At 70.3% G+C, this 12,918-nt stretch carries 11 protein-coding genes and 1 tRNA gene; 5 read left to right on the top strand and 7 right to left on the bottom strand.

Annotated features, from left to right (window positions below; all coding sequences use genetic code 11):
• Nucleotides 1-8 precede the first annotated feature (8 nt).
• Nucleotides 9-629 (top strand): MerR family transcriptional regulator, encoded by a 621-nt coding sequence (locus STSP_RS12355; RefSeq protein WP_067276008.1) that lies wholly within the window; start codon nucleotides 9-11, stop codon nucleotides 627-629.
• A 61-nt stretch (nucleotides 630-690) separates the two neighbouring features.
• A complete protein-coding gene (locus STSP_RS12350; protein ID WP_332835363.1) occupies nucleotides 691-2,178 on the top strand; it encodes a recombinase family protein in 1,488 nt (495 codons plus the stop codon).
• Between the two features lie 44 nt (nucleotides 2,179-2,222).
• On the opposite strand, the gene STSP_RS12345 is transcribed toward STSP_RS12350, so the two are convergent.
• A complete protein-coding gene (locus STSP_RS12345) occupies nucleotides 2,223-3,041 on the bottom strand; it encodes an exodeoxyribonuclease III (RefSeq protein ID WP_078067118.1) in 819 nt (272 codons plus the stop codon).
• Nucleotides 3,042-3,088: 47 nt separating this feature from the next.
• On the opposite strand from STSP_RS12345, the gene STSP_RS12340 reads away from it, so the two are divergent.
• Nucleotides 3,089-3,571 (top strand): GNAT family N-acetyltransferase, encoded by a 483-nt coding sequence (locus STSP_RS12340; RefSeq protein ID WP_067276001.1) that lies wholly within the window; start codon nucleotides 3,089-3,091, stop codon nucleotides 3,569-3,571.
• Nucleotides 3,572-3,733: 162 nt separating this feature from the next.
• Here the strand turns inward: STSP_RS12340 and STSP_RS40150 are convergent, their stop codons facing one another.
• Both STSP_RS40150 and STSP_RS40145 read right to left on the bottom strand, forming a co-directional pair.
• Nucleotides 3,734-4,234, bottom strand: a complete 501-nt coding sequence (locus STSP_RS40150) for a VOC family protein (protein WP_232789608.1) — start codon at nucleotides 4,232-4,234, stop codon at nucleotides 3,734-3,736.
• Between the two features lie 56 nt (nucleotides 4,235-4,290).
• Nucleotides 4,291-5,475, bottom strand: a complete 1,185-nt coding sequence (locus STSP_RS40145) for a Gfo/Idh/MocA family protein (protein WP_157902825.1) — start codon at nucleotides 5,473-5,475, stop codon at nucleotides 4,291-4,293.
• Between the two features lie 282 nt (nucleotides 5,476-5,757).
• Here STSP_RS40145 and STSP_RS12325 point away from each other — a divergent pair, with 282 nt between their 5' ends.
• The gene (locus tag STSP_RS12325) at nucleotides 5,758-6,984 is read left to right on the top strand and encodes an MFS transporter (RefSeq protein ID WP_198547325.1); all 1,227 of its coding nucleotides are present in this window, start codon (nucleotides 5,758-5,760) and stop codon (nucleotides 6,982-6,984) included.
• 167 nt (nucleotides 6,985-7,151) lie between these two features.
• Here the strand turns inward: STSP_RS12325 and STSP_RS12320 are convergent, their stop codons facing one another.
• Nucleotides 7,152-8,405, bottom strand: a complete 1,254-nt coding sequence (locus STSP_RS12320; protein WP_067275991.1) for an SLC13 family permease — start codon at nucleotides 8,403-8,405, stop codon at nucleotides 7,152-7,154.
• Between the two features lie 108 nt (nucleotides 8,406-8,513).
• Nucleotides 8,514-9,635 carry a PrpF domain-containing protein gene (locus STSP_RS12315; RefSeq protein ID WP_067275990.1) on the bottom strand — a complete coding sequence of 374 codons (1,122 nt, stop codon included), beginning with the start codon at nucleotides 9,633-9,635 and terminating at the stop codon, nucleotides 8,514-8,516.
• 170 nt (nucleotides 9,636-9,805) lie between these two features.
• On the opposite strand from STSP_RS12315, the gene STSP_RS12310 reads away from it, so the two are divergent.
• Entirely contained in the window at nucleotides 9,806-10,774 is a 969-nt protein-coding gene (locus STSP_RS12310) for a LysR family transcriptional regulator (RefSeq protein WP_067275988.1), read from the top strand.
• A 187-nt stretch (nucleotides 10,775-10,961) separates the two neighbouring features.
• Here the strand turns inward: STSP_RS12310 and STSP_RS12305 are convergent.
• Both STSP_RS12305 and STSP_RS38350 read right to left on the bottom strand, forming a co-directional pair.
• Nucleotides 10,962-11,035: transfer RNA gene (locus tag STSP_RS12305), tRNA-Ala, on the bottom strand.
• 125 nt (nucleotides 11,036-11,160) lie between these two features.
• Complete coding sequence (locus tag STSP_RS38350) at nucleotides 11,161-12,816, bottom strand: hypothetical protein (protein WP_067275985.1); 1,656 nt, start codon at nucleotides 12,814-12,816, stop codon at nucleotides 11,161-11,163.
• Between the last annotated feature and the right edge of the window lie 102 nt (nucleotides 12,817-12,918).

The raw sequence follows: 12,918 nt of genomic DNA, 5'->3' as shown, positions 1-12,918 counted from the left end.
AGTACCGCATGACAGAGCTGGCCAAGGAAGCCGGCATCACGGTGCGCACCCTGCGCTTCTACCGCGAGCGCAAACTCCTTCCCCCGCCACGCCGCGAGGGCCGCATCGCCTGGTACGGCGAACACCACCTGGCCCGCCTCCGCACCATCTCCGCCCTGCTGGAACGCGGCCACACCCTCAACGGCATCGCCGAACTCGCCGAGGCCTTCGACCACGGCCGCGACGTGGGCGAACTCCTGGGGTTCCACGCCCAGTCGGAGGAGACCCCGGTCCGCCTCACCCCCGAGGAGCTGGCCGACCACTTCGCGGGCGAGGTCACCCCAGAGAACTTCACCGCCGCGCTCGACCTCGGCTATCTCGGCACGGACGGCGGCGAGATCGTGCACATCAGCCACCGCCTCCTCGAGGTCTCGTCGGCGCTGGTCCGCGAGGGCATCCCGCTGGCCGCGGTGCTGGAGGCCGGCCGCCGCGTCCGCGAACACGCAGACGCACTGGCCGAGATCTTCACCGACCTCGTCGCCGCCCACGCCTCACCGGGGGACGCCCAGCGGCTGCGCCCTCTCGCCAAGAGCGTGGTGGAGGCGGAGCTGTCGCTGGCGCTGGACCGGCGACTGCGCAAACAGCAGTAGCCCCGGACGCGGACAGCCTCACGGTCAGACCCTCAGCAAGGCATGAACCCCACTGCCTCAAATGTCTCGCTTTCCATGGACGTTCACTCCAACGAGGCACTTTCCCGGCAACAACACACGGGATCCGATTCGAACTCCGAGAGTGAGATCGAAAAGGCCCCGGCGGCTGTCCTACCAGCCCCGGGGTATGGCCGACACTTCACGGAGCGCCGACATGCCCAAGCCTAGTCCTCAACCGTCGCAGCTGGCTTCGACTCCCACCGAATACCCGCGAGCTCTGGGAGCTGTGCGTCTCAGCTACCTGACAGAAGTGACCACCTCACCCGGTAGGCAGCGTGCCTCAATCCAGCTGTGCACCGAGCAACTGGGCTTCACACTGATCGCCGAAGCCACAGATATCGGGGTCTCTGCACGCAAGATGTCCCCCTTCGAGAGGCCTTCCCTTTCGTCTTGGCTTCGGCGCCCGGACGAATACGACGCCATCGTGTGGTCACATGTGGACCGCGCCGTGCGATCCGTTGCCCACATGACCGAGTTGATCGAGTGGGGCCAGAAGCACGCGACGACACTCATCTTCGGGATGCCCGAAGAGCATCAGCCGCTCGTGGTCACGCTGCAGGCGGATGGCGACGTCATCCGCCGCTGCATGAATCTGGCCTACGTCGCCGAGCAGGAGACTCGTGCCATTTCCGCTCGTCTCACCAGCGCCCACGAAGTGCTGCGCGCGACGGGCCGATACGGCGGTGGCCTGGTTCCGTTCGGGTACAAGAAGGCGCCGCATCCGTCCGGCGTCGGCTGGTGTCTCGCTCCTGACCCGGAAACCGTCGCCGTTGTCCGCGCGATTGTGGACGACGTGCACTCGGGAATGTCCCTGGTCGCCATTGCCCGCAAACTCGAAGCCGCAGGCGTTCCGGTACCGCGTGATCGCCATGCCCAGCTTCAGGGTCGCCCCATGGGTGGGCGGCGCCACGGACGTGACTTCGAGCGATTCCGCTGGACAGCCGGCAGCTTGTCCAAAATCCTCCGCACGCCGACGCTGATGGGGCACCGGGTGCATAGGGGGAAGACCGTCAGTAACGCTGAGGGATCACCCGTGCTGATCGGCCCCCCGCTGCTCACGGAAGAGGAGTTCCAAGCTCTCCAAGACATCCTCAACGCCCGCTCGAACGGCATTCACCCCAAGCGCAGGGAGACATCCCTATTGATCGGCGTCGCGTACTGCGCAGGGTGCAGCGGCCGCATGTACTTCGCCACACGGAAGGCCTATGCGTACGGCGACTACGTCTGCCGTGCTTCTGCCCGCGGCACGACCTGTCCCGCTCCCGCCGCTATCCGCGAGAGCTGGCTGGACGACTACACGGTCAGCCGCTTCCGCGAGGTGTTCGCAACGGACGGCGAGGTGACTCGGGAGCAACTCCTCAGGGACGGAGTTCGCGTCACAGTCGCCAAAGGACGGTCCGGCGGTGGACCGGACCGGCTGGCCGGCCCGGACACATCACGGCTGACGTTCACCATCGGGGGCTCCCTGCCCGATCAACTACAGCCCTGAAACGGACGGGGCGCACAGATCCGGTGCGCCCCGCGCCGTTCTCCTCACAGCTCGAAGACCGCCGTCACTGGAGCGTGGTCCGACCAGCGGTCCTCATAGCTGGCGGCCCGCTCCACATACCCCTTGACCGCACGCTGGGCGAGCCCAGGAGTCGCGACGGCGAGGTCGATCCTCCAGCCTGAATCGTTCTCAAAGGCCCGCCCCCGGTACGACCACCACGTGTACGGCCCCTCCACGTCCGGATGCAGCGCCCGCACGACGTCGACGTAACCGTCCTCGCCGATGACCTGCCCCAGCCACTCCCGCTCCTCCGGCAGGAACCCAGAGTTCTTGCGGTTGGCCTTCCAGTTCTTCAGGTCGGCCTCGCGGTGGGCGATGTTCCAGTCGCCGCACACGAGCACCTCGCGGCCGTCCGCGGCGGAACGCTCCTTCAGCGCCTTCAGATACGCCCGGAACTCCCCCATGAACCGGATCTTCTCGTCCTGCCGCTCCGTGCCGACCTCGCCGGACGGCAGATACAGGCTGGCGACCGTGACGCCCGGCAGATCCACCTCGACGTACCGCCCGCTGCCGTCGAACTCGCTCGACCCGAAGCCGATCTGCACGCGCTCCGGCTCGCGGCGCGTGAGCAAGGACACACCCGCGCGGCCCTTCACGGCGGCCGGTGCGTGCACGACGTGCCAGCCGTCGGGCTCACGCACCTCGTCGGGGAGCTGCTGCGGCTCGGCCCGCACCTCCTGCAGGCACAGCACGTCGGCGGAGGTGTCGGCGAGCCACTCCACGAAGCCCTTCTTGGCGGCCGCGCGCAGCCCGTTCACATTCACGGAGGTCACAGTGAGCACCCCGGCACGATACCGGCACACTGGTAAAGCCAGACGCCCAAGCCATGCATAGATGTACGATGCCTCGCATGAATATCCGCCCTGTCCCCTTCGACCACCCCGACGCCGTCAAGCTGAACGACCGCGTCCAGCGCGAGTACGCCGAGCGCTACCAGGACGAGGGCGACGTCACCCCGCTCGACGCCACGATGTTCAGGCCGCCGCTCGGGCTGTACCTCATCGCGTACGACGAACTCGGCACCCCGGTCGCCACCGGTGGCTGGCGCACGCAGGACAAGAACGACCACGGCTATTCGGACGGCGACGCCGAGCTCAAGCGCATGTACGTCGTCCCGGAGGCTCGCGGCCTGGGCCTCGCGCGCCGCATTCTGGCCGCTCTGGAGGACGACGCGCGCGCGGCGGGCCGCGTCCGCATGGTCCTGGAGACGGGCACGAAGCAGCCGGAGGCGGTCGGCCTGTACACGTCGAGCGGCTACGAGCCCTGCGCCAAGTTCGGCCACTACCGCTTCCACGAGCTGAGCCTCTGCTTCGCCAAGCCGCTGACGGCCTGACGACGCACCGATGACGGCCCGACGCATCGCTGAGGGCCTGACACTCTGCTCAGGCCTGCCGCGCAGTGCCGTCGGCCGCACGCAAGAACCCCGTCGGACGGATCCGACGGGGTTCTGAATTGCAGTGGACCTGAGGGCACTGCGGCCCCACACCGTGCCGGCTCAGTGGCCGCCGGGCTGGTAGAGGCGGGTGGCGGTCTCCCGCTCGTAGGCCATTCCGGGCGGCATGTGGATGAGCTCGAGCTGCATTCCCCACGGTGACAGGAAATAGACCCAGCTGTCGCCCCTGGTGGAGCCGGGGTCGAGAGGCTGGGGCTCGCCCAGTATCCGCACCCCGGGCCGGGCCCGCAGGTACTCCACCGCCTTGTCCATGTCCTCGACGTAGAAGGCCAGATGATGGCCTCCCCAGTCGCTGTTACGGGGTATCTCCCTGCGCTGGTCCGGAGCGGAGTAGGCGAAAAGCTCGCAATTGGTCACCGGACCGAGCCTGAGCATCGCCAGGTCCATCGTGGCGTCCCGGTGAACGCCGAGGTACCTTTCCATCCAGTCGCTGTCCGGGAATTCCACCGGCCCCATGCGGTAAGCGAGTTCCGCCCCCAGCACGTCGACGAAGAATTCGACGGCCTGGTCCAGGTCCGGGACGGTATAGGCGACATGGTGCACGCCAAGCGAACCGGGAATTCCCCCGGCGCTCCGGGAACCCCCCGGCACGGCGGCGGTCACCTCGGGACGGAGGCGGCCACGGGCCCCCGGTACCGGTCGCCCCACAGCCGGGTGGCGGAGGGCGGGGGCACATCGATCGCCTCGTCCTCGCTCCGGGCGGTGGCGAGCCGGATGCTGAGGTCCAGGATGTGCAGGCAGTACTCGGTGTCGAGCAGCGGCCGTTCCCCGGAACGCACCGCCCTGGCAAGGTCGGCGATCCCCGCGGACACCGTCAGGTCGTGTGCCTCGTCGTCGTACCCGTACTCCAGCGGGGGCAGGACGAAGGGGAGTTGTTCGGGCTCGCCCAGATAGCCGGTGTCCCGGCCCGTGGTCGCGACCCGGCGCCGCAGCGTCACCGGGCTGGAAGCCTGCCAGACGTCCTCCACGGACAGCACTCCCTGGTCCCCCACGACGAGCAGCGACTTGTCGGCGGGCGCCGCCCAGCCGATGGTGACGCGGCATACGGTCCCGTCGGCGAAGTGCAGGCAGCCGAACGACGTCTCGGGCGCCACGTCGTCGACCACACCCTCCCACTGGTCCGAGAACGGGGTGACGGCCTGCCCCGACATCCGGACCACCGGCCCGAACATCGCGGTCAGCCAGGTGAGCAGGTACCCCGCGTGCTCCAGCACACAGCCGTTGCCCACCTCCTCCCGGTAGGGCCAGGGAACACCGCGCGCGCTCTGCCAGTCCCGGTAGGCCATGAAGGCGAGCGGCCCCATGTCCAGGGAGGCGTAGGCCAACCGCGGAGTGCCCACCGTCCCGCCGTGGACGGCGCGGATCAGCGTCTGCGCCGAGCGGCTGAAGACCGTCGCCGGCGCACTGGACAGCAGCAGCCCGCGCTGCTCGGCGAGTTCGGCCAGCTCCGTCGCCTCGACCAGCTTCGTGGTCATCGGCTTCTCGCAGTACACGTGCTTCCCGGCGAGCAGGGCCGCCCTGTTCACCGCGTAGTGCTCGGTCGTCGGCGTGAGGTTCACCACGATCTCGACCTCGGGGTCGGAGAGCACCTCCTCGAGTGCGCCGTAGACCCTTCCGCCGTATTCCGCGGTGAAGGACTCCGCCCGCTCCCGGCGTAAGTCGTAGGCTCCGACAACTTCAAGCTCGGGATAATTGGGCAGGGTCGGTCCGTAGAAATCAGCGGCATAACCACAGCCGAGAAAGGCGACACCGGTCCGCCTGTAATTCCCCGTCGACGTGGACACTTGACCTCCATTTTTTCGTCCACCGAACACAGAGATGATCGTTCAGAGGCGTGCAAGCGACAAGGGAACAGGCTCCGGAGGCCGATCTCAACCTTCGAAAGATTTTCGGCCTATTCTGCACCCCTGGCCGAAAACAGGCAGCCCGCCGAACGGTTTACCGGCGATTAACAACAATTCCCTTGCGCGAGAAGAGGGGAGGCGTATTCAATGACGCCGCCCGGCCCGGCGACCGCTCCTCGGCCGTCCGGTCACCGGACCCATCGTGACGGGAAGGACATGACAGTGCCACAGACCGGAAGCACACCCCCGATACGTCCCTCGGCCGCCGTGGTCGTGGTGGTGGCGCTGGCGCTGGCGCTGTTCTCGCTCAGTACGGTCGAGACGCTGCCCGTCGGCCTGCTCCCGCTGATCGCGGAGGACCTGGGGGTGTCCAGGACCGAGGCCGGCCGGCTGGTGACCGGGTACGGCCTCGTCGTGGCGGTCGCCTCGGTACCCCTGACACACCTGGTCCGCCGGATACCCCGACGGGCCCTGCTCGCCTGGCTGCTGGTCCTGTTCGTCGCGGCGAACCTCGTCTCCGCCGCGGCCCCGGGCTACTGGGTCCTGCTCGCGGCCCGGATCACTGTCGCGCTCACCCACTCGGTTTTCTGGTCGATCGTCGCGGCGACCGCCACCGGTCTCTTCTCTCCCGAAGTACGGGGGCGGGTGGTCGCCGGGCTGTTCTCCGGGCTCTCCCTGGCCAATGTGGTGGGCGTCCCGGCCGGCACCTGGCTGGGCCAGCAGACCGACTGGCGGGTGCCCTTCCTGGTGATGAGCGCCTTCGGCTTCCTCGCCCTGCTCGCGGTGGTCACGCTGCTGCCGTCCACGACCGGGGAGGAGAGTCACGCCACGGCCGGCACCGAACCCAGCCGCCGCCGGTTCCTGGTGCTGATGGCGGCGAACGCCCTGGTGATCTGCGGTGTCTTCGCCGGGTACACCTACATCACCGTCTTCCTCACCGAGGTGACCGGGTTCTCACAGGCGGCCGTGGCCCCGCTGCTGCTGGCCTCGGGCGTCGCGGGCGTCGCAGGCACCGCCCTGGCCGGCGCGGTGGTGGACCGCCGTCCCCGCGGCACGATGGTGCTGACGGTGGCCCTGCTGGCGGCGACGATGTTCGGCCTGTACGCGTTCGGCGGCAGCACCGTCCCCACCGTCTGCCTGGTCGCGCTGCTGGGATTCTCCATCGCCTCGATGACCACGGCGCTGCAGAACAGGATCCTCCGTGTGGCACCCGGCAGCACGGAGATCGCCTCGGCCGTCGGCTCGGCGGTCTTCAACGTCGGTATCGCCGGCGGCTCCTTCGTCGGCGGTCTCCTGCTGTCCACCGGCTCCGGTGTACGGGGCGCGGTGCTCGTCGGCGGCCTGCTCGGAGCCTGCGCGGTGGCCGTCCTGCTCGCCGAGCCCTGGGCCGCCCGCCACGAGGCAACCCGGGCCGCCGCCCCCGAACCGGCGCGCGAGCCGGCGATCTAGACGATCCAGCAGCACGGGGCGGGCACCGCCTCGTACGCGGAGTCCCTCACCCCGGCGTGCCGTGACGTCACGGCCGGTCGCGCCGGTCACACCGAAGACCGTACAGAGCCGCTCGGCGCGATCATCGCGCCGAGCGGCCGGCCGACGTTTCGTCGCCGTCCTGTGCTCTATGACCAGGGCAGGACCAGGGCACCCCAGGCGACGACGGGGCCGAGGGCGACGATGCCGCCGGTGTAGCTGATGACCTGGCGGTAGAAGCGGCGGGCGTCGACGCCACGGGCGTTGGCCAGGACCAGGGCACCATTCGTGGAGAAGGGGGAGGTGTCGACGATCGTGGTGGACACCGCCAGGGCGGCGATCAGCCCGGCTGCGTTGAGGTGGCTGGAGAGCAGCAGTGGCACGGCGATGGGGATGATCGCCGTGAGGATCGCGGTGGACGAGGCGAACGCCGAGGTGATGGCGACGGTGAAGCACAGCAGCAGGGCTACGACGATCGGGGCGCCCAGGCCCGCGGCGTGCTCGGAGATCTCCTCGATGATGCCGGCCTTCTCGAGCATCGCGATGTACGTCATCATGCCGGCGACCAGCAGCAGCGTGGACCAGCTGATGCCGTCGACCGCCTTCTCCTGTCGCTTCATGTCCACCAGGGCCAGCAGGGCTCCCGCGACCAGGGCCAGGAAGCCGATCTCGAGCTGGAAGCCGAGCGCCCCGACGACGAGGGCGAGCAGGCAGCCCAGAGTCAGCCACTGCCGCCAGTCGGGCCTGCCGGAGACGGCGAGATCCTCGCCGTCTCCGGTCGCGTCGTCTGTTTCAGCCAGTGGAACAGGACGCTTGGCCAGCAGCGCGTAGGTGAGCAGTGACAGCACCAGGTTGATCACGAAGCTGGCGGTGAACAACGCGACGGGAGACACGTGCAGTTCCGTCTTGTCGACCAGGCCGAGGACCAGCGCACCGGAGACGGCGAGCGGGGAGAACGCGCCCGCGTGGCCGCCGCTGATCACCATCATGCCGACCACCAGCGGGTTCAGCTTGTAGCGGTGGGCGAAGTTCATGCCGATCGGCACGAGGATCGCGACGGCGGCCGGGGTGAACGTGCCGAACGCCGTCAGCAGGGCGGCCACCAGGAACAGCACCCAGGGGATGAGCGCGACCTTCCCGCACACCAGCCGCACGCCGGCCGCGACGAGCAGGTCGATGGTGCCGTTGCGGCGGGCGACGGAGAACAGATACGTGACCCCCACGATCGTCACGAACAGCTTCACCGGAAAGCCTTCGAAGATCTCGTCCTCGGTGAGGCCGAGCGAGGCAGTGCCGACCGCGAAGGTCGCGACGAAGGCAAGAATGCCCAGGTTGATCGGCAGTACGGTGCCGATCACGAACATCACCAGCAGCGCGCCTATGGAGATCGCTTCAGGGGACATCTTTGTTCCTTGATGCAGGAGGGGACGGGAGTGCGCGCCACGAGGGCGCGAGGCTACCCCGGTGTGGACGGCTGGGGGACCGGCCGCGCGAGGTGAGATGCGTCCCGGTCAGGAAGCCTTGCGTGCTCCCCGTTCCGGTACGTAGATGCGTGCGTCGGCGAGCAGCCGGGCGGCCCGCTGCACGGTGACCCGCTCCGGGACGCCGTCGCGGACGTCCGAGCAGCGGACCGCCACGACACCGGCGGGGGTGCCCAGGCGCAGCCATTCGCCACGCTCTTTGGCGGCGGCCCGGGAGACCACGGAGTCCTCCAGCAGGGCCGCGGCCGCGACGGCGACGGCGGAGGTGAGACCGATCGCCGGGTGGGGGGCGTTCATGGTGAGCATGCGAACCGAGACGTCGTAGTCCTCGGCGGCGACGGGTTCGCCCAGGGTGGTGGTGTACGGCACCGGGGGGCCGATCAGGCCCACCTTGGGTACCGCGTCGCCGGGCTCCTGTCCCGGCTCGAGGAGTCCCATCAGCGGTGCGGCCGCGTGCCGGACCGCGCGCAGCCACGGCACGTCGGCGCGCAACTGGTCCGGGGTCTCGGCGCCGGTGCGACCGGCGCCGAGCGCGTCCACGAGAACCACGGGGGCGCCCGCGTCCACCATGCTCACCCACTGCGGCGCCGCGGTGCCGAGCCGCAGTTCGTCGGCCGCCCGCCCGGTGGGCAGCAGCGAGCCCGTCGTGCCGCCGGCCGGGCGGAGGAAGGTGAGGCCGACCGCCACGCCGCCGGCCCGGGTGCCCGGCACGGTCTGGTCGCCGAACTCGTGCACCACGCCGCCCGTGGTGTCCACCACGCCTTCAAGGAGCGCGCCGGTGTTGCTGTTCCGCATCACCACGCGGGTGCGGTCACCGGTGACGGGCACCAGCCCCTTCGCTACTGCGTACAGGGCGATGCCGGTGGCGCAGTTGCCGCAGTTGCTGGTCCACTCCACCGTGCCGGTGCCGATGCCGACCTGCGCGAAGAGGTAGTCGACATCCACGGCGGGCTCGGGTGAGACGCCGACGACGGCGGCCTTGGAGGTGGTCGGTGTCGCTCCGCCCACCCCGTCCAGCTCCACCGGGTCGGTGGAGCCATAGGCGGCGACCAGCAACTTCTCCAACTCGCTGCGGTCGGTGGGGACATGGACCTGGCTGAACAACCAGCACTTGCTGGTGCCGCCACGTACCAGGGTCGCGGGAGTGTGCACGGCTTCGGGCTCTTCCTGTGTCTCATGGGGAGGGAGAGCGCCGGGCGGACGGTTACGGGCGTGTTGCGATCCGGTGAACCGCTCGGCGAATGCGACGACCTTCGCAGACGCGTGACTTGGGCACAATGGCAGATTCCTTCAGTAGGGTTTAGCTCAACTAAACTCGTCGCATGCTGAACGTGCGCCGTCTGCTGCTGCTCACCGAGGCCGCCGAGCGCGGCTCGCTCACCGCCGCCGCGGAGGCGATGGGAATGACCACCTCCGCCGCCTCCCAGCAGATGTCCCTGCTCGAGCGGGAGACCGGACAGCCCTTGATCGAACGGCTGCCGCGCGGCATCCGCACCACCCCCGCGGGCGCCGCCCTGGCCGAGCGGGGCCGGGTCATCCGCCGCGAACTGGGCGCAGCCGAGGCCGATTTGGAGTCCTTCGCCGACCTCGACCAGGGCACTCTCAGGCTCGGCTCCTTCCCCACCGCCAGCGCCTCACTGCTGCCGCTCGCCCTCACCCGGTTCAGCCACCGTCACCCCGGCGTGCGGATCGTGGTACGTGCCGGAGTCCTCGACCAGCTGCGCGAGATGCTGCACACGGGCGAGGTCGAGCAGGCGCTGCTGTGGGACTATGAGTGGAACCGCGTCGACGACGACGCCCTCGCCGTCACGCACCTCCTCGACGACCCGACCGTGCTGGTCGTGCCCGCCGACTCCCCGCTGCGCACCCGGCCGGCGCTGCGCCTCGGCGACCTCGCCGATCAGGAGTGGATCATCCGCGCCGACAACCATCCCGTCGCCGACGTTCTGCGCCGCAGCTGCCGCCGGGCCGGGTTCGAGCCGCGTATCGCCTATGCCTCGCACGACTACCAGGAGGCGCAGGCCATGGTCGCGGCCGGTCTCGGGATCGCCCTCGCTCCCCGGCTCGCCCTCACCAGCCGCCGCAGCGACGTCCGTCTGCTGCCCTTCGGCTCCGACGTGCCCGCTCCCACCCGCCGCATCCTGCTCGCCCGCGCCGCGACCCGCGCCGCGACCCCACCCGCCCAGGCCATGGCCCGCGTACTGCGCGCGGTGGCACAGAAGTTCACCGAGGCCGGCCTCGACCGCACTCAGCTCGGCGCTGTGCGAAGAGGCGGACCCGGACGCGTCTGAGAACCACTGCGGAACAGAGGCGAGGGGGCGCCGCTTGCCCTTTGCGCTGGAGATAGCGTGCGTGCCCACGCCGTCCGACATCGCCCTGCCAGCCGCGTTCCCGGAAATGACAAAGATCCCGCACGATCATCATGATCGCCGGGATCTCGTCAACCGACCTTGAGCTAACTCAAGAACGGTCGTGCAGTGGACCTGAGGGGATTTGAACCCCTGGCCCCCTCGATGCGAACGAGGTGCGCTACCGGACTGCGCCACAGGCCCTTGCAACGAGTGAAACTCTAGCATCCCGGTCCGGGTGCTTGGAAATCCGTTGCCTGGCTGGTCAGCCGCGGAGGCGGCGGACGCGCCCGGCCGGCTCGCGCGTCCCGCCGCCCGGCCACCGCGTCTCACTCGTTGGCGGCTCGGGGCCGGTCCCCGTCCGCGTACTGGTCGAACAGCGGCGTGCGGCCGCGCTCGCGGGAACGCCGTGCGGAGGCCGCGCGGCGGGCGTCGCTCCGATCACCCGCGGCAGCTTCCTGCGCGTCCGCCCCGCCGTCCTGCCCCTCCGCCGACGGGCCTGCCGCGGCGTGCCCCTGGGCGCCCGCGCCGGCGTCCCCCGCCGGGTCCTGTCCCGCCGCGGCACCGTGATCGCGGTCCGCGCCGGACGCCGGGCCCGGCACCCGGGCGGAACGGTCGGCACCTTCCGGGCTGCCCGGGCGGTCGGCGCGGTCGGCGGCACCGCCCGTCGCCGGTTCCGCCGCACTGGACCGCGCCGAGCTCCACACGTCGGGCGCGCCCAGGTCGACACCGCCGGCGGCGCGCGGGGCGACCGGCGCGGTCACATATGTCGGCAGCGGCACGGGCACGGGCTCCCAGCTGTCGCCGTTGCCGGGGCCGCACGGCTGCTCGCGCTGCTGGTCGAGCCACTCGGCGTGGTCGGTCTGCTCGACGATGGCGCGGCGGTCGGCGGCGAGCGCCGAGAGGTCCGGGCCGGCGGCGGGCGCCGATTCCTCCTCCGTCTCGTCGCCGGCCGGGCCGTCGGCGGGCGGGCGCCGGCGCGGCTGCCGCTCCCGCTCGCGCAGGCTCTGCGCCGCGGCCTCGGCCCGGCGCCGGTCCATGACATACGTGAATCGTCGCCGCTCCTGGGAACGCAGGTGCGCGATATAGCCGCTGAGCAGCAGGGCCGGTACCGCGGGCGCCCACAGAAACGCGAGCCCTCCGACGGCGGCGACGATCGCGCCGAGCGTGAAGGCGAAGAACAGGACCACCGTCGTGCGGCGACGGCGCGCCAGCACCTTCGAGCGCTGGGCCCGCGCGACGGCATCTCGCGTGGCCGCGCGGCGTGCGGGCGATGGCTCCTGCCGGGATACCTCCCGAGTCGGCGAGCCGTCCGCGGGGCGGGCCTGGGCGTGCACCTTCGGCGGCTGGGTCCGGGCCTCGGCGTGCACACGGGAACGCCCCTTGGAAGTGGCTCGCGGGGCTGCCGGGGCTCCCGTTTCGGGCCGCGGCGCGTCCTCGCGTGCGTCCCGCGGTGCGTCTCCGCGGTCCTCCCGCCGTACGGCCCCGCGGTCGTCTCGTGCGACCCCGCGATCGTCTCGTGCGACCCCGCGGTCGTCTCGTCGCGCGACCCCGCGATCGTCTCCTCGCGCACCCCTGCCTTCGCGCAGTCCTGCGCCCCGGCCTTCGCTCGTTTCCCGGCCTTCGCGCAGCGCTGCGTCCCGGCTCTCGTCACGGCGTGCGGCGCCGGCCGCGTCGTGCCTCTCCCTGCGCGCCCGGGGCACCTCCTTGCGCGACGGAGACACGGCGAAGGCCCGGACGTCCACCGAGTCGGTGACGTCGTCCGGGTCGACGCGCGGATCAGCCTCTCCGGCCGAGCGCGCTTCCAGGTCCTTGGCGTATCGGCGCTCCATCCCCGCTCGTCCGGACAGCAGCCGGATGGCGGTGCTGAAGCGTTCCGTCGGACGGGCTTCGTTCAGCTCGTCCTGCCTACGGAGCCACATCGGCACCAAGTAGGCGGCCCAGGCCCCGACGATGACTGCGTAGATGAGGCCGCTGCTGCTCACGCCTCACACCGTAGAGGGGTTTGCGTGAGGCCATCTGCCAATTCCACCGGTGTGTCGCACGATCTGGCTGATATTCCGAGCTTTTTTTGCGACTCATGCGAT

Origin of the sequence: Streptomyces jeddahensis, from assembly GCF_001642995.1 — a bacterium.
GTDB classification, from domain to species: Bacteria; Actinomycetota; Actinomycetes; order Streptomycetales; family Streptomycetaceae; genus Streptomyces; species Streptomyces jeddahensis.
The sequence above is the reverse complement of the archived record's forward strand: the minus strand, read 5'-3'. Positions and strand labels throughout refer to the sequence as shown.